Annotated in this window: 22 protein-coding genes; 6 read left to right on the plus strand and 16 right to left on the minus strand. The window is 65.2% G+C overall.

What is annotated here, in order from left to right:
- Positions 1–162: 162 nt before the first annotated feature.
- The 6 genes from MJ643_RS24980 to purU are packed head-to-tail and all read right to left on the minus strand — an operon-like array spanning position 163 to position 6987.
- Positions 163–768: a sarcosine oxidase gene (locus tag MJ643_RS24980; RefSeq protein ID WP_013973147.1), complete on the minus strand. Its 606-nt coding sequence runs from the start codon at positions 766–768 to the stop codon at positions 163–165.
- A gap of 3 nt (positions 769–771) precedes the next feature.
- The gene (locus MJ643_RS24985) at positions 772–3675 is read right to left on the minus strand and encodes a 2Fe-2S iron-sulfur cluster-binding protein (RefSeq protein ID WP_024087354.1); all 2904 of its coding nucleotides are present in this window, start codon (positions 3673–3675) and stop codon (positions 772–774) included.
- A complete protein-coding gene (locus MJ643_RS24990; protein WP_013973145.1) occupies positions 3672–3977 on the minus strand; it encodes a sarcosine oxidase subunit delta in 306 nt (101 codons plus the stop codon). The genes MJ643_RS24985 and MJ643_RS24990 overlap by 4 nt, the downstream gene beginning before the upstream one ends.
- A 12-nt stretch (positions 3978–3989) precedes the next feature.
- Entirely contained in the window at positions 3990–5231 is a 1242-nt protein-coding gene (locus tag MJ643_RS24995) for an FAD-dependent oxidoreductase (protein ID WP_013973144.1), read from the minus strand.
- Positions 5213–6124 (minus strand): bifunctional methylenetetrahydrofolate dehydrogenase/methenyltetrahydrofolate cyclohydrolase FolD, encoded by a 912-nt coding sequence (gene folD, locus MJ643_RS25000; RefSeq protein ID WP_013973143.1) that lies wholly within the window; start codon positions 6122–6124, stop codon positions 5213–5215. The genes MJ643_RS24995 and folD overlap by 19 nt, the downstream gene beginning before the upstream one ends.
- Positions 6121–6987, minus strand: a complete 867-nt coding sequence (gene purU / locus MJ643_RS25005; protein ID WP_023662858.1) for a formyltetrahydrofolate deformylase — start codon at positions 6985–6987, stop codon at positions 6121–6123. The genes folD and purU overlap by 4 nt, the downstream gene beginning before the upstream one ends.
- Positions 6988–7227: 240 nt before the next feature.
- On the opposite strand from purU, the gene MJ643_RS25010 reads away from it, so the two are divergent.
- The 5 genes from MJ643_RS25010 (at position 7228) to MJ643_RS25030 (ending at position 10358) form a co-directional block, all read left to right on the plus strand.
- Entirely contained in the window at positions 7228–7629 is a 402-nt protein-coding gene (locus MJ643_RS25010; RefSeq protein WP_023662857.1) for a hypothetical protein, read from the plus strand.
- 103 nt (positions 7630–7732) lie between these two features.
- The gene (locus tag MJ643_RS25015) at positions 7733–7954 is read left to right on the plus strand and encodes an MbtH family protein (protein WP_003256222.1); all 222 of its coding nucleotides are present in this window, start codon (positions 7733–7735) and stop codon (positions 7952–7954) included.
- Positions 7951–8670 (plus strand): alpha/beta fold hydrolase, encoded by a 720-nt coding sequence (locus MJ643_RS25020; RefSeq protein ID WP_196185008.1) that lies wholly within the window; start codon positions 7951–7953, stop codon positions 8668–8670. Before MJ643_RS25015 ends, MJ643_RS25020 begins: the two co-directional genes overlap by 4 nt.
- A gap of 57 nt (positions 8671–8727) precedes the next feature.
- Complete coding sequence (locus MJ643_RS25025) at positions 8728–9279, plus strand: hydrolase (protein ID WP_015270830.1); 552 nt, start codon at positions 8728–8730, stop codon at positions 9277–9279.
- Between the two features lie 26 nt (positions 9280–9305).
- Entirely contained in the window at positions 9306–10358 is a 1053-nt protein-coding gene (locus tag MJ643_RS25030; protein ID WP_196185007.1) for a DUF1615 domain-containing protein, read from the plus strand.
- 161 nt (positions 10359–10519) lie between these two features.
- Here the strand turns inward: MJ643_RS25030 and MJ643_RS25035 are convergent, their stop codons facing one another.
- The 9 genes from MJ643_RS25035 to MJ643_RS25075 all read right to left on the minus strand — a co-directional run bounded on the left by MJ643_RS25035 (position 10520) and on the right by MJ643_RS25075 (position 18178).
- Complete coding sequence (locus MJ643_RS25035) at positions 10520–11383, minus strand: zinc ABC transporter substrate-binding protein (RefSeq protein ID WP_208209502.1); 864 nt, start codon at positions 11381–11383, stop codon at positions 10520–10522.
- The gene (locus tag MJ643_RS25040) at positions 11380–12279 is read right to left on the minus strand and encodes a metal ABC transporter permease (RefSeq protein WP_023662804.1); all 900 of its coding nucleotides are present in this window, start codon (positions 12277–12279) and stop codon (positions 11380–11382) included. Before MJ643_RS25040 ends, MJ643_RS25035 begins: the two co-directional genes overlap by 4 nt.
- Positions 12279–13025: a metal ABC transporter ATP-binding protein gene (locus MJ643_RS25045; protein ID WP_038409923.1), complete on the minus strand. Its 747-nt coding sequence runs from the start codon at positions 13023–13025 to the stop codon at positions 12279–12281. The genes MJ643_RS25040 and MJ643_RS25045 overlap by 1 nt, the downstream gene beginning before the upstream one ends.
- Entirely contained in the window at positions 13022–13924 is a 903-nt protein-coding gene (locus MJ643_RS25050; RefSeq protein ID WP_024087348.1) for a metal ABC transporter substrate-binding protein, read from the minus strand. Before MJ643_RS25050 ends, MJ643_RS25045 begins: the two co-directional genes overlap by 4 nt.
- 16 nt (positions 13925–13940) lie before the next feature.
- A complete protein-coding gene (locus MJ643_RS25055) occupies positions 13941–14510 on the minus strand; it encodes a DUF6162 family protein (RefSeq protein WP_208209503.1) in 570 nt (189 codons plus the stop codon).
- Positions 14507–14827, minus strand: coding sequence for a hypothetical protein (locus tag MJ643_RS25060; protein ID WP_013973133.1), 321 nt, complete (start codon positions 14825–14827; stop codon positions 14507–14509). Before MJ643_RS25060 ends, MJ643_RS25055 begins: the two co-directional genes overlap by 4 nt.
- On the minus strand, positions 14824–15363 hold the full coding sequence (locus MJ643_RS25065; RefSeq protein WP_013973132.1) for a hypothetical protein: 540 nt from the start codon (positions 15361–15363) through the stop codon (positions 14824–14826). Before MJ643_RS25065 ends, MJ643_RS25060 begins: the two co-directional genes overlap by 4 nt.
- Positions 15360–16553 carry a PepSY domain-containing protein gene (locus MJ643_RS25070; RefSeq protein WP_013973131.1) on the minus strand — a complete coding sequence of 398 codons (1194 nt, stop codon included), beginning with the start codon at positions 16551–16553 and terminating at the stop codon, positions 15360–15362. The genes MJ643_RS25065 and MJ643_RS25070 overlap by 4 nt, the downstream gene beginning before the upstream one ends.
- 290 nt (positions 16554–16843) lie before the next feature.
- Positions 16844–18178, minus strand: coding sequence for a SidA/IucD/PvdA family monooxygenase (locus tag MJ643_RS25075; protein WP_013973130.1), 1335 nt, complete (start codon positions 18176–18178; stop codon positions 16844–16846).
- A 171-nt stretch (positions 18179–18349) separates the two neighbouring features.
- Here MJ643_RS25075 and MJ643_RS25080 point away from each other — a divergent pair, with 171 nt between their 5' ends.
- Positions 18350–18796 (plus strand): hypothetical protein, encoded by a 447-nt coding sequence (locus tag MJ643_RS25080; RefSeq protein WP_013973129.1) that lies wholly within the window; start codon positions 18350–18352, stop codon positions 18794–18796.
- A 151-nt stretch (positions 18797–18947) separates the two neighbouring features.
- Here MJ643_RS25080 and pbpG read toward each other — a convergent pair whose 3' ends face one another.
- On the minus strand, positions 18948–19874 hold the full coding sequence (gene pbpG / locus MJ643_RS25085) for a D-alanyl-D-alanine endopeptidase (RefSeq protein ID WP_023662495.1): 927 nt from the start codon (positions 19872–19874) through the stop codon (positions 18948–18950).
- Between the last annotated feature and the right edge of the window lie 102 nt (positions 19875–19976).

Consider the following 19976-nt stretch of genomic DNA (forward strand, 5'->3'; position numbering starts at 1 on the left):
ATACATGCACCTCTTACTCATGTTATGCCCGAACACAAAATTTCTGACACCCTCCCGCGTTGGCTTCTTCGCGGGCCTGCCCGCTCCCACAGGTACTCCACAGCCCCAAGCCCAGTGATTACCCTGTGGGAGCGGGTTTACCCGCGAAGAGGCCGGTGCAGGTCAACGCATCAATTCATCTACCCCGACCCACCCACCATCGAACTCATCCATGGCATCCAGCACCGCTTCACGGAAATACGCCAGCGACGCCCGATCAAACAGCAACTGCAAGGCCGGCCTCTCATCGCTCCCCACATTCAGTACGATCACGTTGATCCGCGCCGCCGAGGTCTGCGCCACCGCCCCAACGGGAAACGCCCGGGCGCGCAAGTCCACACCGCACAACTTGGCCATCACCGCGCTGCAATGCACCCCCGAGAGCTGCAGCCAGGCATGGCTATCCTGACGCGGCAGCAGGTAGTTGCGCCGGGCATCCTGCACCCACTCGGCCTCTTCGGCAGCCACCCGTGCACCGCCGTCGGCCAGGCTGCCCAGCAACAGGTACTCGGTCTGCGACAAGCGCGCTATCCAGCCACCGTCTTCCTGGCGCACGGCCTGGTTGGGTAGCGACGGCAAGCGGTAGCCACGCGCCTGCAGGCAAGCGGCACTGTCGCCCCCGCGAAACCCGACCCGTGCCAGATCGGTCAGGTCAGTCAACGCGCAGGTATGCAGCAGTTCGGCCCGCGGGCCGAGTGAAATAAAAGCTTTGGCTTGCAAACTGGTCATGGCTCAGAGCTCCTGGCGCAGGTTGTCGGGATCGTGGAACGGCAGTGGCACCACCTTGGCATTGACCATCACGCCGCCCTCAACGCGGATCGGGATGTGCGTGCCAGGCGTGGCCTGATGGGCACCGGCGTAAGCCAGGCCGATGATCTGCCCCAGGGTTTGCGAGTATTCGCAGGATGTGACGTTGCCGCTGATGTCCGCCCCGTCCAGCACCAGATGCCCCTCCAGCGGTTGCGGGCTGCCCTTGGGCAGGGTGAAGCCGACCAGTTTGCGCTTGAGCGGCTGCGCTTCGAGGATCTCGATCGAGCGTTTGCCGACGAAGAATGGCTTCTTGCGGCCGATGGCCCATTGCATGTCGATCTCCGCCGGGTGGGTCATGCCGTCGGTGTCCTGGCTGATGATCACGTGGCCCTTTTCCAGGCGCAGCAGGCGTTGGGTCTCGACGCCGAACGGGCGAATGCCCAACCCCGCGCCAGCCTGCATCAAGGTATCCCACAGGCGCTCGGCGTGGCGCGCCGGCACATGCACTTCGTAGCCCAGTTCACCCACAAAGCCCACCCGCAGGATGCGCGCGGCAATGCCGGCCACTGTGCCCTGGCGTACGCCGAGGTAAGGGAAGGCCTCGGCCGACAGGTCCACATCGTCACACACCTTGGCCAGCACCTGGCGTGAAAGCGGCCCGGCCAGGTTGACCGCGGCCAGCGCGGCGGTGACGTTGGTAATGTCCACATCCAGGCGCCATTGCGCATTCCACTTCAGCATCTGCTGGTAGATGCGGTCGACGCCGCTGGTGGTGGCGGTGACGTAGAAGTGCTGCTCGCCCAGCCGGGCGCACACGCCGTCATCGATTACCACGCCATGCTCGTTGGTCATCAGCGCGTAGCGGGTGCGGCCGATGGCCAGCTTGGCGAAGCCGAAGGTGTAAAGGCGCTCCAGCAGTTCGGCGGCGTCGGGGCCGCGCACATCCAGGCCACCGAGGGTGGAAACGTCGATCAGGCCGACCTTCTCGCGCACATGGCGGGCTTCCTCCTGCATGCAGCGTTCGCGGTCCTCGGGCTTGCCATAATAGGCCGGGCGCTGCCAGATGCCGGCCGGCATCATCTTCGCCCCGGCTTCCAGGTGGCGGCGGTGCATGGGCGTTTGCCGGTACGGGTCGAAGGCGCGGCCGGCGACGTGGGCCAGTTTTTCCGCCTGGAACGGTGGACGGGCGGTGGTCACCCCGGTTTCGCTGATGCTGCGCCCGGTGGCGTGGGCCACCAGGCGGGCGGTCGGCAGCGCCGAGTGGCGGCCCTGGGACGGGCCCATGCCGACCGTGGAGAAGCGCTTGACCAGTTGCACATCGCGGTAGCCGCTGCGCGTGGCGTTGACGATGTCGCGCACTTGCAGGTCTTCGTCGAAGTCGACGAAATCCTTGCCCTTGGGGTGGGGGAAGATCGGCCAGGGGAAGTTGACCTTGGATTCGGCACTGAACACGGGCTGCACCGGCGCTTCCAGGCCCAGCGCTGCCAGCGCATCGGCAGCCCCGCGAGTGGCGTCGGCCAGCACATTGCCCAGTGCGTGACGGCCGTTCACCGAACCGGCGATATCCAGCCCGGCCGGCAGGTTACTGATGACGAATTCGTCGCGGTTCACATCGTAGGCCAGCTTGCCGCCAGCCTGGCACGGCAACTGGTACACCGGCATGTAGCCTGCCGACATGCACAGCAGGTCGCAGGCCAGGCGCAGGCCATGCGGGCCGACCTTGCCCTGGCCGGTGATCGGGCGAATATCCACGCCACTCACGTGGCGCATGCCCGCTTCGTGCAGGGCTTCGTACACGGTGCTGCCCAGGTGCACGGGTATATCGCGGCGCTTCAGTTCGGCGGCCACTGCGGCATCGGCTGGCGCAGCGCGCATGTCGACCACCGCGGCCACGGCCACGCCTTGCTCCTGCAGGTCGAGGGCGGCGAGGTAGCCGTCATCGTGGCCGGTGAGGACTACCGCGCGCTGGCCGGGTTTTACCGCGTACAGCTTCATCAGCCGCTGCACGGCGCTGGTCAGCATGACCCCCGGCAGGTCGTTGTTGCGGAACACAACTGGCTGGTCGAACGAACCGGCCGCCACCAGGCAGCGGCTGGCGCGCACCTTGTACAGGCGCTTGTGCTGGATCACCGGCAGGTAGTTGTCGGTGAACCAGCCGTTGCAGGTGGCGTCCAGCAGCACCTGGATGTTCGGGTGGCCCTCGACGGCAGCCAGCAGTTCCTGGCGCAGGCTGGTGGCGCGGGTGCCGGCAATGTCGAAGCGGGCGTAGGTGAGCGAGCCGCCAAGCACCGGCTGTTGCTCGACAAGCAACACCTTGGCCCCGGCATTGGCCGCGTCCAGTGCCGCACGCAGGCCAGCCGGGCCAGCGCCGATCACGGCCAGATCGACGAACAGATAGGCCTTGTCGTAATACTGCGGCCTGAAGCCTAGGTCGAGCACGCCCAGGCCGGCCTTCTTGCGGATCAGCGGCTCCCACACCTTCCACATGCCCTTGGGCTTGTAGAACGAGCGGTAATAGAAGCCCACCGGCATGAAGCGCGAAAACTTGCCCAGGTAGGCGTCGCGATCGTGCGCCAGGCTACCGTTGAAGTTTTGCCCTTCGACTACCTGGCCATCGCGGGCGGCTTCCAGGTCGGCCAGCACATTGGGCTCGTCCGGCAGCTGCACCAGGGTGTTGGCATCCTGCCCGGCCATGCTCAGCGGGCCGCGCGGGCGGTGGTACTTGAACGAGCGCGACAGCAGCCAGCGGCCACTGCCGAGCAGGGCGCTGGCGATGCTGTCACCGGCAAAGCCCTGGCAGGCCTGGCCGTCGAACTGGAAGTGCAGGGGCCGCTCGCGGTCGATCAGCAGGCCCATGGGCGCGGGGAGGCGAGTGTGGCTGTTCATCCGGCAATCTCCGGGGTGGCGGCGGGGGTGAAGTCGACGCGGCGGTCGAACAGTTCTTTCGGGTCGAAGGTGCGCAGCACCTGGTCGCTCACCGTGTGGCGTTCGGCCAGGAACCAGTAGCTGGAGGCGTTGTGCAGCCACCACTCGGTCACCACCCCGGCCAGGTTGTCGCTGTTGAACACATAGTCGGCCCATTGCGCATCGCTGCAGCTGGCCGGGTCGGGCATGTGCCTGAATTCGCCGCCGTAGGTGAACTCGCTGATATTGCGCGGGCCGTTCAAGGGGCAGGTCAGGATCTTCATCGTCGTCGCTCCTTAGTGGCTGGCCGCGGTGGCGCCCATTTCGTTGACTTGCTGGAAGCGGCTGAAGCGCTCCAGGGCAAAGGGTGCAATCAGTTCCGGCACCTTGCCGCCACTGGCGACGAGCTCGGCCATGGTCTTGCCGCAGATCGGCGTGGCCTTGAAACCCCAGGTGCCCCAGCCGGCGTCCAGGTAATAGTTGTGCACCGGCGACAGGCCCATGATCGGGCTGTAGTCCGGGGTCATGTCGGTGATCCCGGCCCACTGGCGCATCAGCTTGGCGTTGGCCATGAACGGGAACATCTCGATGGCGTGTGCCAGCAAGCTCTCCTTGAGGTCGAGGGTGGAGCGGGTGTTGTACAGCGGGTAGGGGTCGGAGCCGCCGCCAAAGACGATCTCGCCGCGGCTGGTCTGCTGCACGTAGCAGTGCAGCGCCGAGGAGCTCACCAGTGGGTCGAGAAACGGCTTGAACGGCTGGGTGACCATGGCCTGCAGCGGGTAGGTGTGGATCGGCGCACGAATGCCGGCCTTGGCCATCAGCAGCGAACTGGCCCCGGCCACGGCCTGTACCACGCAACCGCACTGCACGGTGCCACGGTTGGTCTTCACCGCCTCGATGCGGCCATTTCGGATCAGCAGGTCCTGCACTTCGGTCAGCTGGTGGATCTCGACGCCGCGCTTGGCAGCCTGCTTGGCGTAGCCCCAGGCCACCGCGTCGTGGCGGGCGGTGGCACCATCGATGTGCCAAAGGCCGGCGAGTACCGGCAGGTGACCGGGGTCGAGGTTCAGGCTCGGCACCAGCTCGCGGATCTGCTGGCGGTCGATCATTTCAGTGCGCCCGCCAAAGTGCTTGTTGACCTCGGCGCGCTGGCGGAAGGCGCGCACGGTGGCGTCGGTGTGCGCGAGGGTGAGCTGACCGCGCTCGGAATACATGATGTTGAAGTCGAACTCGTTCGACAGGTTCTGGAACATGCGCACCGATTCTGCATAGAAGCGCACACCCTCACTGGTGAGGTAGTTGGAGCGGATTACCGCTGTGTTGCGCGCAGTATTGCCGCCGCCCAGGTAGGCCTTCTCCAGCACGGCGACATTGGTGATGCCATGGTACTTGGCCAGGTAGTAGGCGATGGCCACGCCGTGGCCGCCGCCGCCGATGATCACCACGTCATAGCGTGGCTTGAGTTCGCACGGTGGTGGCAGGTCGACCTCCACCGGGTAGTCGGCGCTCAGGCCGTATTTCAGCAGGGCGAAAGGCATGGGGTGCGCTCCTGGTGGGCGGCCTGTTGTTGCAGGTCGAGGGCGAGCAGGGTGTTTTTCATCAGGTAGGCGATGGTCATCGGGCCGACGCCGCCGGGTACCGGGGTGATGCCGGCCACCTGGGGCAGGGCGGCGGCGAAGTCGACATCGCCGACCAGGCGGCTGTGGCCGCCTTCGTCGATGCGGTTGATACCGACATCGATCACCACCGCGCCAGGCTTGAGCCAGTCGGCACCGATCAGCCGTGGCTTGCCCACTGCGGCCACCAGGATGTCTGCCTGGCGACACAAGGCCGGCAGGTCGCGGCTGCGCGAATGCACCACGGTCACCGTGCAGTCGGCCTGCAGCAGCAGGGCGGCCATGGGCTTGCCGACGATGTTCGAGCGGCCGACCACCACCGCATGCTTGCCACGCAGTTCGCCACAGGCATCGCGCAGCAGGCGCATGCAGCCGCTGGGCGTGCACGGGGTGAGCACATCGCGGCCCTGGGCCAGGCCGCCGACGTTCTCGCTGTGGAAGCCGTCCACATCCTTCAGTGGGCTGATCGCCTGAAGAATGCGGTGTTCGTCGATATGGGCCGGCAACGGCAGTTGCACGAGGATGCCGTTGACCTCGGTGTCGCGGTTGAGGCGGTCGATCAGGGCCAGCAGCTCGGCCTGGCTGGTGTCTGCGGGCAGGCGATGCTCCAGCGAGCGGATGCCCACCTCTTCGGCACGCAGCACCTTGTTGCGCACGTACACCTGGCTGGCAGCGTCGGCGCCGACCAGCACCACCGCCAGGCTCGGTTGCACGCCGCCCTGGCGCAGCTCCTGCACCTGCTCGCGTACCTCGGCCAGCACCCGCGTCGCGGTGGCCTTGCCGTCGATCAGCTTGATACTGGGAGTGGCGTTCATTTGAAGATCACCGTGCGGTCGTGGTTCAGGAACACCCGATGCTCCAGGTGGTATTTCACGGCGCGGGACAGGGCGATGGTCTCGGTGTCGCGGCCGATGGCCACCAGGTCATGCGGTGCGTAGGCATGGTCCACGCGCTGTACTTCCTGCTCGATGATCGGGCCTTCGTCGAGGTCGCTGGTGACATAGTGGGCGGTGGCACCGATCAGCTTCACCCCGCGCTGGTAGGCCTGGTGATAAGGCTTGGCGCCTTTGAAACCGGGCAGGAACGAATGGTGGATGTTGATCGCCCGGCCTGACAGCTGGCGGCACAGGTCGTCGGAGAGGATCTGCATGTAGCGCGCCAGCACCACCAGTTCAGTGCCGGTGTCCTCGACGATGCGCAGCAGCGCGGCTTCCTGTTCGGCCTTGGTGTCCTTGCTGACCGGCAGGTAGACGAAACGGATGCCCTGGCGCTCGGCCATCGGGCGCAGGTCCAGGTGGTTGGAGACCACGGCGGTGATCTGCATGTCCAGCTCGCCCTTGGCATGGCGGTACAACAGGTCGGACAGACAGTGGTCGAACTTGCTCACCATCAGCAGCACGCGCATCGGCCGGGCACTGCTGTGCAGGCTCCACTGCATGTCGAAACGCTGGGCGACATCGGCAAAGCCGGCTTCCAGCTGCGGTGTGTCACCCGTGACACCGGTGTTGTAGCGGAACACCGCGCGCATGAAGAAGCGCCCGTTGTCCTCGTCGTCGAACTGCGCCATCTCGCTGATGTAGCAACCGTGCTCGGCCAGGTAGGTGGTCACCGCGGCGACGATGCCGGACACGGCCGGGCAACTGACGCGCAGGATGAAGTGATCGGGAGCGGGATGCATGTCGGATAGGCCTCGTGATGGAGTGGGGCAGGTCGGGCACAAGGGCAAAAGAGGCTTCGCGTGGAGGCGAAGAAATATTTCTTGGTAGGAATATAAATTTCCTTTAGGCGATTTATAGGCGAAGAGGCGGGTGACGGTCTAGAGGTTTGTGAATTTTTTTTGCCTGACAGGAAAGTTTTACCGGGGACCTGTAGGAGCGGGTTCACCCGCGAATAGGCCGGTACAGGCTATGATTGCTCCATGAGCACTACACCGCCTCTGCGCCAACCTTGCCCCCCTGGCGCCTGCGACTGCGGCCGCGAACACTTGGTCGATCACCCGCAGGCCGCTCAGCGCATCCTCCTGCTGACCCGCCAGGAAGAGAAACGCCTGCTCGACCGCCTGGAAAACCTCAAGGACCTGGAAGACCTGCAACGCCTGCAGCAGCGGATGTATGAAAACCTCGGCATTCGCGTGCACATTGCCCCCGGTTTCAACGAAGTGCGCACCATGCGCGGCATCGTCATCGAGCTGGATGATCAGCTCGGCCTATGCCGCAAGACCCGGCAGTCGATCCCGGCGGCGATCCGCCGTGGGCTGGAGCGCAATCCGCAGGTGGCCTTCCGCTTGCTCGATACCCACGACCTGTTGCGGGATACCTGAAGACCGCGTCAGCCCCACTAATTTTTTCGCCGCACGCCACGTCTACTTGAAAGCCCCCCTGCGCCAGGCGCGCAGCGGCATCCATCACTCAAGGAGACAGGCAATGACTTCCGTTTTCGACCGCGACGATATCCAGTTCCAGGTAGTGGTCAACCACGAAGAGCAATACTCGATCTGGCCCGACTACAAAGCCATCCCCAACGGCTGGCGTGCCGTAGGCAAGAGCGGCCTGAAGAAGGACTGCCTGGCCTACATCGATGAAGTCTGGACCGACATGCGCCCGCTGAGCCTGCGCCAGAAAATGGCCGAAGCCGCCGCCCAGTGACTGCATTGAACCTGCTGTGCCTGCCGTATTCCGGGGCCAGCGCCATGGTCTACAGCCGCTGGCGGCGCAAGCTGCCGACGTGGTTGCAGGTGCGCCCGGTGGAACTGCCCGGGCGTGGCGCGCGCATTGCCGAGCCACTGCACACCGACATGCAGGCCCTGGCCCGGCAACTGGCCGCCGAACAGCGCCTGGCGGCCAGCGCCCCTTACGCGCTGCTCGGCCATAGCCTGGGCGCCTTGCTGGCATTTGAACTTGCCCATGAGCTGCAAGCGCTGGGCTGCCCGGCGCCACTGGCCCTGTTCGCCTGCGGCACCGCAGCACCGACCCGGCGCGAGGACTACGATGGCAAGAACTGGCGCGAGCCCAAGAGCGACGCCGAGTTGATCGGCGAGTTGCGCGAGCTTCAGGGCACGCCAGAGGAAGTGCTGGCCAACGCCGAGCTGATGAGCCTGACCTTGCCCACCCTGCGCGCCGACTTCCTGCTGTGTGGTACCTACGCCTACCGCCAGCGGCCGGCCTTGCAGTGCCCGCTGCACGTGTTGGGCGGCATGCAGGACCGCGCCAGTGACGAGCAATTGCAGGCCTGGCGCAAGGAAACCCTCGGGGCGTTCTCGCTGCAGATGTTCCCAGGCGGCCACTTCTTCATCCATGAGCATGAGGACCGGGTGCTCGCTGCACTCACCGCGTCGCTGCAACCGCTTCGGCTGTCCGCCTGATTGACGTCACCGCTTGCCTGGGGGAGGCTAGGCCTTTTCCCAGGCAAGAGGCAGACAATGCTGATCGATCCCCACAAGGCCACGCTGCTGGTCGTCGACATCCAGGAAAAACTCATCGGCGCCATGAGCGACCCTGAAGGCACCCGCGCGCGGGCCCGATGGCTGCTGGCAGCGACGAACGAGCTGGAACTGCCGACGGTGATTTCCGAGCAGTACCCCAAAGGCCTGGGCCATACCCTGGCCGAACTGCTGGCCGCAGCGCCGGCCGCCGAGGTGGTGGAGAAAAGCCATTTTTCCTGCGTGGCCGCCGAGTGCCTGCCAGCAAGTTTGATGGCGCGTGAGCAAGTGATTGTCTGTGGCATGGAAACCCACGTGTGTGTGCTGCAGACCGTGCTCGGCCTGCTGGCGCTGGGCAAGCAGGTGTTCGTGGTCGAGGATGCCTGCGACAGCCGTACCCCGGCGAGCAAGGCCGCAGGGCTGGCGCGCATGCGGGCCGCGGGGGCGCAGGTGGTGACCCGCGAAATGGTTCTGTTCGAGCTCATGGGCAGTGCCAGCCACCCGCTGTTCCGGCACATCAGCAAGACCTACCTGGTCGGTGAACAGCCCTGAACGGCCGGTTACTGGCTGCCGGGTTGATGGCCCTGGCGCTGCTGCAAGGCTGCGCCGGGCGTCGTGAGGAAGCGCCCGAGACGGACCCGGCCAAGGTCCGCGCCCAACTGCTGCGGCTGTTACCCGCCCAGGCCAAGGACCGCGAGGGTTGGGCCCGGGACATCCAGGTGGCGTTCGACGCCCAGCGAATTGCCCCCAGCAAGAGCAACCTGTGCGCGGTGCTGGCGGTGACCGAGCAGGAATCGACCTTCAATGCCGACCCGCAAGTGCCCAACCTGGGGCGTATCGCCCGAGAGGAAATCGACCGCCGCGCTGCGCGCCTGCACATCCCCAAGCTGCTGGTCGACGGTGCACTGAAGGCGCCGTCGGGTAATGGCAAGAGCTACCAGCAGCGTTTGCAGGCGGTGCGCAGCGAGAAGCAGCTGAGCGAACTGTACGACGAAGTCATCGCTCGCGTACCGCTGGGCAAGACCTTGCTGGGCGGGCTGAACCCGGTGCATACCGGTGGGCCGATGCAGGTCAGCATCGACTTTGCCGAAAAGCATGCACGGGATTACCCCTACAGCCATGATGGCAGCATTCGCCAGGAAGTGTTCACCCGGCGCGGCGGCATGTATTTCGGTATCGCCCACTTGCTAGGCTATTCGGCCAACTATGATCGCCAGCTGTATCGCTTTGCGGATTTCAACGCGGGCTGGTACGCAAGCCGCAATGCGGCATTCCAGGCGGCACTGAGCAAGGTGACGGGGGTAACGCTGGCGCTGGATGGCGACCTGGTGGCGCCGGGCTCGATCATGCCCGGGACCACTGAAAAGGCGGCACGCAAACTGGGAGGAAAGCTGGGCCTGCGCAACCCGCAGATTCGCAGCCAGCTGGAGCAGGGCGATAGTCTGGCCTTCGAGGACAGCAAGCTGTACAGCGGGGTGTTCGCCCTTGCTGATGCAGCGGCCGGCAAGCCGGTGCCACGGGCGGTGCTGCCGGGGATCCAGCTGAAAAGCCCGAAGATCACCCGCAAGCTGACCACGGCGTGGTTTGCCGGGCGGGTGGATGAGCGTTATCAGCGGTGCATGAAGCGCTAGCGCTGCATTCAACGCGATCAACTGTGGGAGCGGCCTTGCGTCGCGAAAGGGCTGCGCAGCAGCCCCAGAAATTTGTGCATCTGTGCTGAAATCCTGGGGCCGCGATGCGGCCCTTTCGCGACGCAAGGCCGCTCCCACATTGACCGTGCCAGCCTGCCTGATCAGCTTTCGCCCAGGGCGGCAACTACCTGATCCACACTGGCCTTCAACCCGGCAAGTGCATCCTCAGGGTCACTCTCCACGACCACCAGCTTCGCCCCGGACGCCTTGATCACCTCGGCCACAGCCGCTTCCGGCTGCCGATGGTCCAGCACCAGCACCACATCCTGCGCCTTCAGGTTGTACCCCAGCGCCTTCAGCGCAGTCGCATCCCACTCGGCTGGCAGCGGCTGCTCGACCATGTCCAGGTTCAACCCGCTGGCCAGATAACCCAGCCGTTCCGACAGGCTCACCACCGTCAGGTTGTCGACCTTGGCCAAGCGTGTCTGGCTGCTCGCCGAAAGCTCCAGCAACTGGCGTTTGAGCCCGGCCAGGTTGCCCTGGATCTGCGCCTTGTCGCCCGGCGCCAAGCGCTCCAGGTCATTGGCTACCACATCGGCCATGCGCCCGAAGTTGGTCGGGTTGAGCCAGGGGTAGGCGCCATAGGCCTCGTCGCCGCTCACCGCTATGCCCGGCAGCGCGCCATCCACTGGCCGTGCGGCGTCGATTTCGACGATCCGGATATTGCTACGCCGGGCCATCGGGTACAGCGGGTCGTCATGCCAGATCGAGCGCACGCCGATCACCGCGTCGGCCTGCTGCGCGGCCTTGTGCAGGCTGGCGCCACCGCGACCGCTGAAATAGGAAGGCTGGCGGCTGGCAGGCAGGTTGGCGGGTGCTGCACGCTTGAGCTGCACCTTGGTGCCCTCGAGCAAGGCGCTGGCCAGGCTGTGGGTGACGGGCAGGGTGGTCAGCACTTGCGTGGCGAAAGACAGCGACGGCAGGCCGGCCAGGGCCAGCGCCAGGGTCAGGCGTTTCAGGTTCATGCCGGGTTTCCTTGCAGGCGGGGGACGAGGGCGCGGGCCAGCGCCGCCAGGGCGAAGCAGATGCCCGCGACCAGGATGATCGCGGCGCCGGACGGCACCGGCAGGTCGAAAACGATCGGCAGCAGGATGCCCAGCAGCGTGCTCAGCGTGGCGATCAGCACCGACAGGAAGAAAAAGCCCTTCAGCGACTGGCTGACCAGGCGTGCGGCGGCAGCGGGGATCACCAGCAGTGCCCCGACGAGGATCGCCCCGATCACCTTCACCGAGGCCACGGTGACCAGGGTCACCAGCACCACGAACAGGTAGTCCAGGGTTTTCACCGCCACCCCGCGCACGGCTGCCAGCTGTGGGTTGAAACTGGCCAGCATGATGCGGTTGTACAGCGGCACTGCCAATGCCAGCACCAGCACCGCGACGATGCCCAGTACCACCAGGTCCTGGCCGCTGACGGTCAGCACCGAGCCGAACAGCACGTTCTCGAGGATGTGCACGTTGATCTTGCCCGCCAGCATCAGCAGCAGGCTGGCGCCCAGCGCCAGCGACACCGACAGGAATACGCCGATCAGCGTGTCCGGCGACAGCCCGGTGCGGTTGCGCAGGAAGTTGAGCAAGATGCCGAACAGCAGGCAGTAGCCGAACAGGCTGCCGTAGGGGCCGGTGTAGGGCTCGCCCAGCAGGATGCCGATGGCCACGCCGGTCAGTGCGGCATGGCCGACCGCCTCGGAGAAGAAGGCAAAGCGCTTGACCACCACCAGGGTACCCAGGCCGCCCAGCACCGGGCCGATCATCAAACCGGCCAGCAAAGCGTTGACCACGAAGCCGTAGGCCAGCGCCTCCGGCAGGTACCCGGCACTGGCCCAGTCCTGGACCGTTTGCCGAAAGATTTCAAAACTCATCAGGCAAGGCTCTCGCTACGCGGGTGAACGGAGAACAGGCCGAGCAGGCGCTCCGGGGTCAGGGCCTGGGCGGGCGGGGCGTCGAACAGTACCTGGCGGCTCAGGCCGGTAACTCGGTCGGCCAGACGCATCACGGCTTCCAGGTCATGTTCGATCCACAGCACGGTGGTGCCGGCCTGGCGCCAACCCTGCAGCAGTTGTTCGAACACCTGGATGCCGGCTTCATCCAGGGCCGACATCGGTTCGTCCAGCACCAGCAGTTGCGGCTCGGGGATCAGGCCCTGGGCCAGCAGCACGCGTTGGCGTTCGCCACCGGAAAGCGCGCCCATGCGCCGTTTGCGCTTGTCGAGCATGCCGACCTGCGCCAAGGCTGTGTCGATGGCCGGCTGCACGCGACGCGACAAGCCGAGGAAGGCAGGGCGGCGCTGGCACATGGCAGCCATGAAATCGTCCACGGTCATCGGCAGGCCACGGTCGAATTCCAGCGCCTGCGGCACATAGCCGATCACGTCGCGTTCGCCGGGCCAGTGCAGGGTCAGCTGGCCCTGGTGCGGCATCTGCCCGAGCAGGGTCTTGATCAGCGAACTCTTGCCGCCGCCGTTGGGGCCGACGATGGCATGCACGCTGCCGGCGGCGACGTTGAAGCTGACCTGTTCGAGGATGCGGGTGCGGCCCAGGGTGAGGTCGATGCCGGCGAACTCGATGCGCGGCCCGCAGGCTGTCATCAGGTTGGCGGCGGCGGTCATGCGCGGTTCTCCTGGATGGCGCGGACCACGGTGTCGAGGTTGCGCTTCATCTCCACTTCGTACTTGTCCTTGGTGTATTCGCCGTAGGAGATGTGTGTAAGCGGGTACAGGCGCACGCCGGATTCACGCTGGATGGTTTCGACATAGGCCGACGGGAAGTCCATTTCCGAGAAGATCACCCGCACGTCCAGCGCCTTGAGCTGGTCGATGGTCTTCTTCAGCTGGGCCGGGCTGGGTTCGATGCCATGGGCTGGCTCGACCACCGCAGTCACTTCCAGGCCGAAGTCACGTACCAGGTAGTCGTAGGCGGCATGGATGGTGGCGACCCGGAAGGTGGCGCTGGGTGCCTCGGTGACCTTGGCCAGTGCTTCGGCACGCAGTGCGCGCAGGCGCTTGGCATAGGCGCGGGCGTTTCGCGTGTACAGCTTGGCGTTGTCCGGGTCGAGCTTGCCCAGTTCACGGGCGATGTTGTTGACCTGGGCGATGGTGGTGCTGATCGACAGGAAGGTGTGCGGGTTGACCACCTTGCCGGCGCCGCGGGCGGCAATGCCGGTGGCCGCCAGCAAGGGTACGTTCTGGTTGGCCTCGATGGTGTTTATGTCGGGCTTCTCGCTGGCGGCGATCATGCGGTCGGCGAAATCGTCATGGCCGACGCCGTTCAGTACCACCACGTCCAAAGTACCGATGCGCTTGATGTCCTCGGCCCGTGGCTCGTAGGCATGGGGGTTGAACCCTGCCGGAATCAGCGGCACCACTTCGGCCTTGTCGCCGACGATGTTGCTCACATAGCTGTAGTAGGGGTGCAGGGTAATGCCGATACGCAGGGGCTTGCCGTTATCGGCCAGGGCCTGTGTCGGCAGGGCAATGGCCAGGAGCAGGGCGAGGGCGGAGCGGAGCATGGTGAAGTCCTTGGGTTCAGTGACGGTGTTCGCGGGTGACCCCGGCGTCGTAATGGCTGACCACCTGCTGCCAGCCGGCGGCGATCAGGGCGGCCTGGCCAAGGTCGTCCGGGGTCACGGCGGCGCTGTCGGGGCGCAGCCAGACATCGGCCTGGCCGGTGCTGTCGGCCGGCAGGATCAGCAGCAGGCTGCCGGCCACTTCCGGGGCCTGGCTGCGGCCAAGGTACGCCCCGGTCTCCAGCCACGACCATTGGTGGCTGCCGCGGCCCTGGCTGCCGGCATCGACCACGAACGGCGGCAGGCCTTCCTCGGCAAGTGCCTGTACGCCGGGCGCAGCGGTGTTCTCTTCACGCAGCAGCTGGATTTCGTCGAAGGCCACCCGCAAGTCGGTGTACAGGCCTTGCTCGGCGGCGGTCAGGTCGCGACGGGCGTCTATCTGGTGGCTGGCGATGGCCTGTTCATCCTCGCGTTCGCCGCGCAGCAGCACCACGCCGGTGGCGAGTACCACGATCAGCAGGCTGACCAGCAGCACGTACAGGGTTTCGTGCCCGGCGCCGGCCGGGCGAATCACTTGGGCGCGGCTCATGGCTGGGCAATATCGGCGTAGTCGACTTCCACCACGTGCCCGGGGCCGGCATCGAACAGCACGTAGAACTCGCCGTCCGGGCGCTTGAAGGTCAGGGTCGAGTCATCACCGAGCTTGCCGCCGACCAGCACCTGTTCGTCGTAGCCGATCACATCCAGGGTAACTCCGGGGGCGCCGCTGCCGTCCGAGAAGCCGCCGGTGCACTTGACCTGGCCGCCAGCCAGCTCTTCACACTCGCACATCGGGTTGTGCGCCAGGGCCGGGCAGGCGGCCAGCACCAGCAAGGGCAGGGCGAGGGTGCGTATCAGGTGTTTCATTTCTTGCCTCCTTGTTTCTCGAGCCAGGCCACGGTGGCTGGCGATGCCTTGGCCAGGGGGACCGACGCCTGGTGCATGCTGCCGTCCCAGCCTTCCAGGGTGATCCAGATCTGCGCGTCGGGCTTGGTGCGTGGCGGGATCGGCAACGAGGTGCCCATGTTGTACGGCGCACCGAAGAAAATCGTGCCGGCGGCGCGCAGGCTGCGCGGTTTGCCGATGCGCAGGTAGGCCGCCTTGACGCCGTTGACGCAGGCCTTGCACAGCGATGCATTGAAGACCTTGAAGTGGCCGGCCGGGCCATCGGCGCGGGGCGCCTCGTCACGCATCTCGGCCAGGTCCAGGGTATAGGGGCCGACCTGGATGTCGTGGATCACATTGGCGCCGAGCCCCGCTTCGCCGCGAAACAGCTTGGCCTCGGCGAAGTACTTGGGCATGAAGCCCAGCGGGATGAGAATCAGCAGGATGTTCAAGTGAAAACGCCACTTCAGCCACAGTTGCTTCAGCGGGCTGACGGTCACGGCTTGGGCCTGGCTCATGGGCGGATCTCCACGGTGGGTTCATGGCGCGCCATGCGCGGTGCGCGCTCGCTGCGCTTGAGGGCGGCGGCGGTGGCCTGGGCGGTGCGTTTGGTCCAGATCAGCAAACCGCTGAACACCATCAGGGTGAGGACCAGGCCGAAGAAGAACCACACCAGCTTGATCGGCAGGCCGCCGAAATCGCCGGTGTGCAGCGGGCGCATCGACTCGGTGACGAACTCCAGGGCGGAGCGGTCGCTGATCAGGAACTGACTGTCGACATTACGCGTGTACGGGTTCACCGAGGCGCTCTGGAACATCAGCGGGTACCAGCCTGGTCCGGCCAGGGTGATGTGGCTGTAGGCGGTAGCCGGCAGCGAGATGAAGCTGATCTCCAGCCCCGGGACCGCCAGGCCGGCGATGCGTGCCGCTTCATCCAGGTCGATGCGCGCTGCCGGGCTGCCATTCGGGGTTTGCGGCACGTCCTCACGGGCGATCACCGGCACGATGGGCCGGCTGGAAATGGTGATGTGGTTGTCGGCCAGGATTGCCTGGATCAGGAACCAGGTGCCGGTGATGGAAATGACCGCAATGAACCAGATCGACCAGACCCCGGCCAGGCGGTGCAGGTCGCCCCAGAAAATTCGCGAACCATGGCCGGTGCGCACCGGCTTGAAGAAGCCCTTCCAGAACTTCTTGTACACCACCAGGCCGGTGACCAGTGAAGCCAGCATGGGCAGGCCGAGCAGCGACACCAGGTACCAGCCCCAGCTGAAACCGCTGGTGAACGGCACCAGCCACCAGCCGTGCAAGGCGCGGGTAAAGGCTTCGAAGTTGAAGTCCGGGGTCTTGCCCTGGATGGCACCGGTGTAGGGGTTTACATACAGTGTCGGGCTGGTGCCGTCAGGCAGAGTGACATTGGCTTTGACCGCGAAGTGCGAACCGTCGGGCTGGATCAGCCGCTCCACCACCATGTCCGGCTCGGCCTTGTGCATGGCGTCCAGTACCTGCTGGAAGCTCAGGCGCTCGGCGTCGGCGTCGGGCTTGTTGGCGCGCACGGCGGGGTCGGCCAGCCAGACGATTTCCTGGCTGACCACCGCGAGCATGCCGGTGAAGCAGACGATCAGGACAAAGAACCAGATCGGCAAGGCGAGCCAGCTGTGGACCAGGAACCACAGCCTGGATTTGGATTTTTTCGGTGATTTGGCCATCTGACGGTCTTCTGCAATGGGGAGTCGAGCGTGTGCCCAGCCAAAGAGGGGCTGTATTGATAAGGACGAATGAGAATCGAAAACCTGCCGTTTTAAATGCAAGCAAATGTTTCAGGCAAAGAAGCCTGAAAGCTGGCGCGACCCTGTAGGAGCGGCCTTGTGTCGCGAAAGGGCTGCGCAGCAGCCCCAGGGTTTCAGCGCAGACGCACAAATTGCCGGGGCTGCTTTGCAGCCCTTTCGCGACACAAGGCCGCTCCTACAGGACCTGTGCATGCCTTGAGGGCAGGGGATCAGGCGCGGGTCAGGGCCACTGCCGGTTGCGGCTTGCCGTGCAGCTGCGCCAGGTCCTGGTACAGCGCGCGGCCAATTTCCGCAGCGCGCGCCGGCAGCACCGAGAGCAGGGTGTCACTCAGGCCGTGGCTGTTTTCGCAGAATCCCTGCAGGTACACCGAGGCCTGCAGGTCGGGGCTGGCCAGCACGCGGTAGTTGCGGTCGACGCTGAAATCTTCCAGGTAGCCGGCCAGGGGCGCCAGCAGGTCACGGTGCGAGCGGCGCTCGTAACCGGTGGCGAGTATCACCGCGTCGTAGCGGTGGGTCTGCTGCTGGCCGGTGGCGAGGTCGCGCAGTGTCAGCTCCAGGCCTTCGCGGGTGGCCACCACGGCTTCGACCTGGCGCCGGCACAGCACGTTGTGGCGGTACTGGTGGGCGACCTTCTGCCGGTAAAGGATGCCGTAGATGCGTTCGATCAGGTTGAGGTCGACCACCGAATAGTTGGTGTTGTGGTATTCGCCCAGCAGCTTGCTGCGCTGGTCGGCCGGTTCGTTGTAGACCAGGTCGGTGTAGTCCGGCGAGAAGATCTCGTTGACGAACGGGCTGTCATCGGCAGGCTTGAGCGCCGAGCCACGCAGGATCATGTCGACCTTGACCGACGGGTAGCTGTCGTTGAGGTCGATGAACGCCTCGGCGGCGCTCTGGCCCGAACCGATCACGGCAATGCGCATCGGCTTGCCGGCGGTGCATGGCAGCTTGTTCAGGCTGCTCAGGTACTGGGAGTGGTGGAATACCCGCGGGTCGTCCTTGAAGGCACCGAACTTTTCCGGGATTTTCGGCGTACCGCCGCTGCCGACCACCACCGAACGGGTGCGGCGGCTGTATTCGCGGCCTTGGGCGTCGCGCGAGACCAGGCGCAGGTGCTCGACCCGGCCCGCCTGCACGTCCGGCTCGATGCGCAGCACTTCCTCCCCATAAACCGCCTGGGTGGCGAAGTGCTCGGCGGCCCAGCGCAGGTAGTCGTTGTACTCGAGGCGGCACGGGTAGAAGGTGCCGAGGTTGATGAAGTCGGCCAGGCGCTGCTTCTGGTGCAGGTAGTTGACGAAGCTGTAGGGGCTGGTGGGGTTGCGCAGCGACACCAAGTCCTTGAGGAACGAGATCTGCAGCTCGCTCTGAGTGGCCAGGGTTTCGCCGTGCCAGCGATAGTCCTGCTGCTTGTCGATGAACAGCGCGTCGAGGGCATGGCCTTGGGACTCGGCGAGTTCCTCCAGGGCGATGGCCAGGGCCAGGTTTGAAGGGCCGAAGCCCACGCCGATCAGATCTTTGATGGTTTCCTGCTGTGAGGGCTGGCTCATGGCTGCGATTCCCTGAATGGTCGAATTTGGACGCCCGCCGGGGCTCCGGCTCCTGCGCAAGTACATGTGTTGGAACGAGCCAGTCGGGGGGGAATTTAAGCGGACTAAAGAACTGTGAGGGGTGGCCGATAGGGGATACGACAAGGAGCCAACTCGAGGCAAGGAACCGAGATGAGCGGGATAACAGCAAGCAATTTGATAATCAACGGCGTTTCGGCCCAGACGCTGAGTGCGAACGCAACTGCCGATCGCGAGCAGGCGAAACAGGCTGGTGAGGCACTGGGGCCCTTGAGCATCAGTAGCGACAGCATGAAGGTTGGCGGGGCTGGCCAGGCGCAATCCACGGACAGTGAAGGCAGTGGGGAGTCACAGGCCGTGTCCGAGCTGCGTCAGTTGATCAAGGATTTGCAGAAGCAGCTGGCCGAGGAGCAGAAGCAGCTTGCTGCATTGATGGACAGCAAAATGGACGAGGCTGCCAAGGCGGCTGCGGTGGGAGCCAAGCAGGCGAGCATTGCCACTATCAACGGGCAGATCATGGCGGCCACGGCGCAGTTACTGGAGTTGTTGCAGCAAGAGGGTGGCAGCAGCGCGGGCGGAATGGTCAGCGCCACGGCCTGACGAACTTGGGGCTGCTGTGCAGCCCTATCGCGGCAAGCCGGCTCCCACATGGACCGCGCAGGGCAGTTGCTCTCGCAGGCCTGGTGCTGTCACTGTGGGAGCTGGCTTGCCGGCGATAGGGCCGGTGCAGGCCCCATCATTCCGGCTCCGGTCATTCGGCCGCCAGGCGCCCCTTGTTCTGCCGCTCTGCCTTGTACTGCATGGCCACCGCCGGCGCCGGCTTGGCAGCACCGGTTTCCAGCCACTGACGCATGCGGCTGGCATCGGCGAAGTGGGTGTACTTGCCAAAGGCGTCGAGGATCACCATGGCCACCGGGCGGTTGTCCATGCGGGTCAGCAGCACCAGGCAGTGCCCGGCTTCATTGGTGAAGCCGGTCTTGGTCAGCTTGATGTCCCAGTTGCTCTTGTTCACCAGGTGGTCGGTGTTGCGGAAGCCCAGGGTGTAGTTGGGCTTGCGGAAGGCCACGGTCTTCTCGCGGGTGGTCGACAGCTCGCTCAGCATCGGGTACTTGCGCGACGCCATCAGCAGCTTGGCCAGGTCACGGGCCGTGGACACGTTCTGCGTCGACAGGCCGGTCGGCTCGACGTAGCGGGTGTGCGCCATGCCCAGGCTGCGGGCCTTGGCGTTCATCGCCTTGATGAACGCCGGGTAGCCGCCAGGGTAATGGTTGGCCAGGGTGTTGGCCGCACGGTTTTCCGATGACATCAGGGTGATCAGCAAGGTTTCGCGGCGGTCGAGCTGGCTGCCTAGGCGCACACGCGAATACACGCCTTTCATTTCCGGGTTGTTGGCAATGGTCATGGTGAGCATCTCATCCATGGGCTGCTTGGCATCCAGCACTACCATCGCCGTCATCAGTTTGGTCACCGAGGCAATCGGCACCACGCGGTCGGCGTGGCTCGAATACAGCTCCTGGTTGGTGTTCAGGTCGATCAGCAGGGCGCTGCCCGAGGCGAGATGCAGCTTGGATGGGTCACGTTGAACCTGGGCCGGGGGTTGTGCAGCAGCGGTCGACGGAAGGGTCGCAGTACCTGTGAGCAACAGCAGCAGGCTGAGGATGGACAGGGATGTTTTCACGTTGAGGCTCACTAAAAGTTGGTATGTCGTTGGCTGTGCAAGGGTTTTCCCCCAAAAAACCGCTGCATTCTGGAGTATGGCTGATTTGCTGTCGAATGCCTT

Source organism: Pseudomonas sp. PNPG3, assembly GCF_023093815.1.
Taxonomy (GTDB): Bacteria; Pseudomonadota; Gammaproteobacteria; order Pseudomonadales; family Pseudomonadaceae; genus Aquipseudomonas; species Aquipseudomonas asiatica.

Coding starts and splice junctions, on each gene's coding strand:
- MJ643_RS24995 (WP_013973144.1), bottom strand. CDS start 5,231: ATGCCTTTCGCCCTGCTGAAATACGGCCTGAGCGCCGACTACCCGGTG.
- MJ643_RS25050 (WP_024087348.1), bottom strand. CDS start 13,924: ATGCTCCGCTCCGCCCTCGCCCTGCTCCTGGCCATTGCCCTGCCGACA.
- MJ643_RS25040 (WP_023662804.1), bottom strand. CDS start 12,279: ATGAGTTTTGAAATCTTTCGGCAAACGGTCCAGGACTGGGCCAGTGCC.
- MJ643_RS25015 (WP_003256222.1), top strand. CDS start 7,733: ATGACTTCCGTTTTCGACCGCGACGATATCCAGTTCCAGGTAGTGGTC.
- MJ643_RS25035 (WP_208209502.1), bottom strand. CDS start 11,383: ATGAACCTGAAACGCCTGACCCTGGCGCTGGCCCTGGCCGGCCTGCCG.
- purU (WP_023662858.1), bottom strand. CDS start 6,987: ATGCATCCCGCTCCCGATCACTTCATCCTGCGCGTCAGTTGCCCGGCC.
- MJ643_RS25065 (WP_013973132.1), bottom strand. CDS start 15,363: ATGAGCCAGGCCCAAGCCGTGACCGTCAGCCCGCTGAAGCAACTGTGG.
- MJ643_RS25030 (WP_196185007.1), top strand. CDS start 9,306: ATGGCCCTGGCGCTGCTGCAAGGCTGCGCCGGGCGTCGTGAGGAAGCG.
- MJ643_RS24990 (WP_013973145.1), bottom strand. CDS start 3,977: ATGAAGATCCTGACCTGCCCCTTGAACGGCCCGCGCAATATCAGCGAG.
- MJ643_RS25010 (WP_023662857.1), top strand. CDS start 7,228: ATGAGCACTACACCGCCTCTGCGCCAACCTTGCCCCCCTGGCGCCTGC.
- MJ643_RS24985 (WP_024087354.1), bottom strand. CDS start 3,675: ATGAACAGCCACACTCGCCTCCCCGCGCCCATGGGCCTGCTGATCGAC.
- MJ643_RS25070 (WP_013973131.1), bottom strand. CDS start 16,553: ATGGCCAAATCACCGAAAAAATCCAAATCCAGGCTGTGGTTCCTGGTC.
- MJ643_RS25060 (WP_013973133.1), bottom strand. CDS start 14,827: ATGAAACACCTGATACGCACCCTCGCCCTGCCCTTGCTGGTGCTGGCC.
- MJ643_RS25080 (WP_013973129.1), top strand. CDS start 18,350: ATGAGCGGGATAACAGCAAGCAATTTGATAATCAACGGCGTTTCGGCC.
- MJ643_RS24980 (WP_013973147.1), bottom strand. CDS start 768: ATGACCAGTTTGCAAGCCAAAGCTTTTATTTCACTCGGCCCGCGGGCC.
- MJ643_RS25075 (WP_013973130.1), bottom strand. CDS start 18,178: ATGAGCCAGCCCTCACAGCAGGAAACCATCAAAGATCTGATCGGCGTG.
- MJ643_RS25055 (WP_208209503.1), bottom strand. CDS start 14,510: ATGAGCCGCGCCCAAGTGATTCGCCCGGCCGGCGCCGGGCACGAAACC.
- folD (WP_013973143.1), bottom strand. CDS start 6,124: ATGAACGCCACTCCCAGTATCAAGCTGATCGACGGCAAGGCCACCGCG.
- MJ643_RS25025 (WP_015270830.1), top strand. CDS start 8,728: ATGCTGATCGATCCCCACAAGGCCACGCTGCTGGTCGTCGACATCCAG.
- MJ643_RS25045 (WP_038409923.1), bottom strand. CDS start 13,025: ATGACCGCCGCCGCCAACCTGATGACAGCCTGCGGGCCGCGCATCGAG.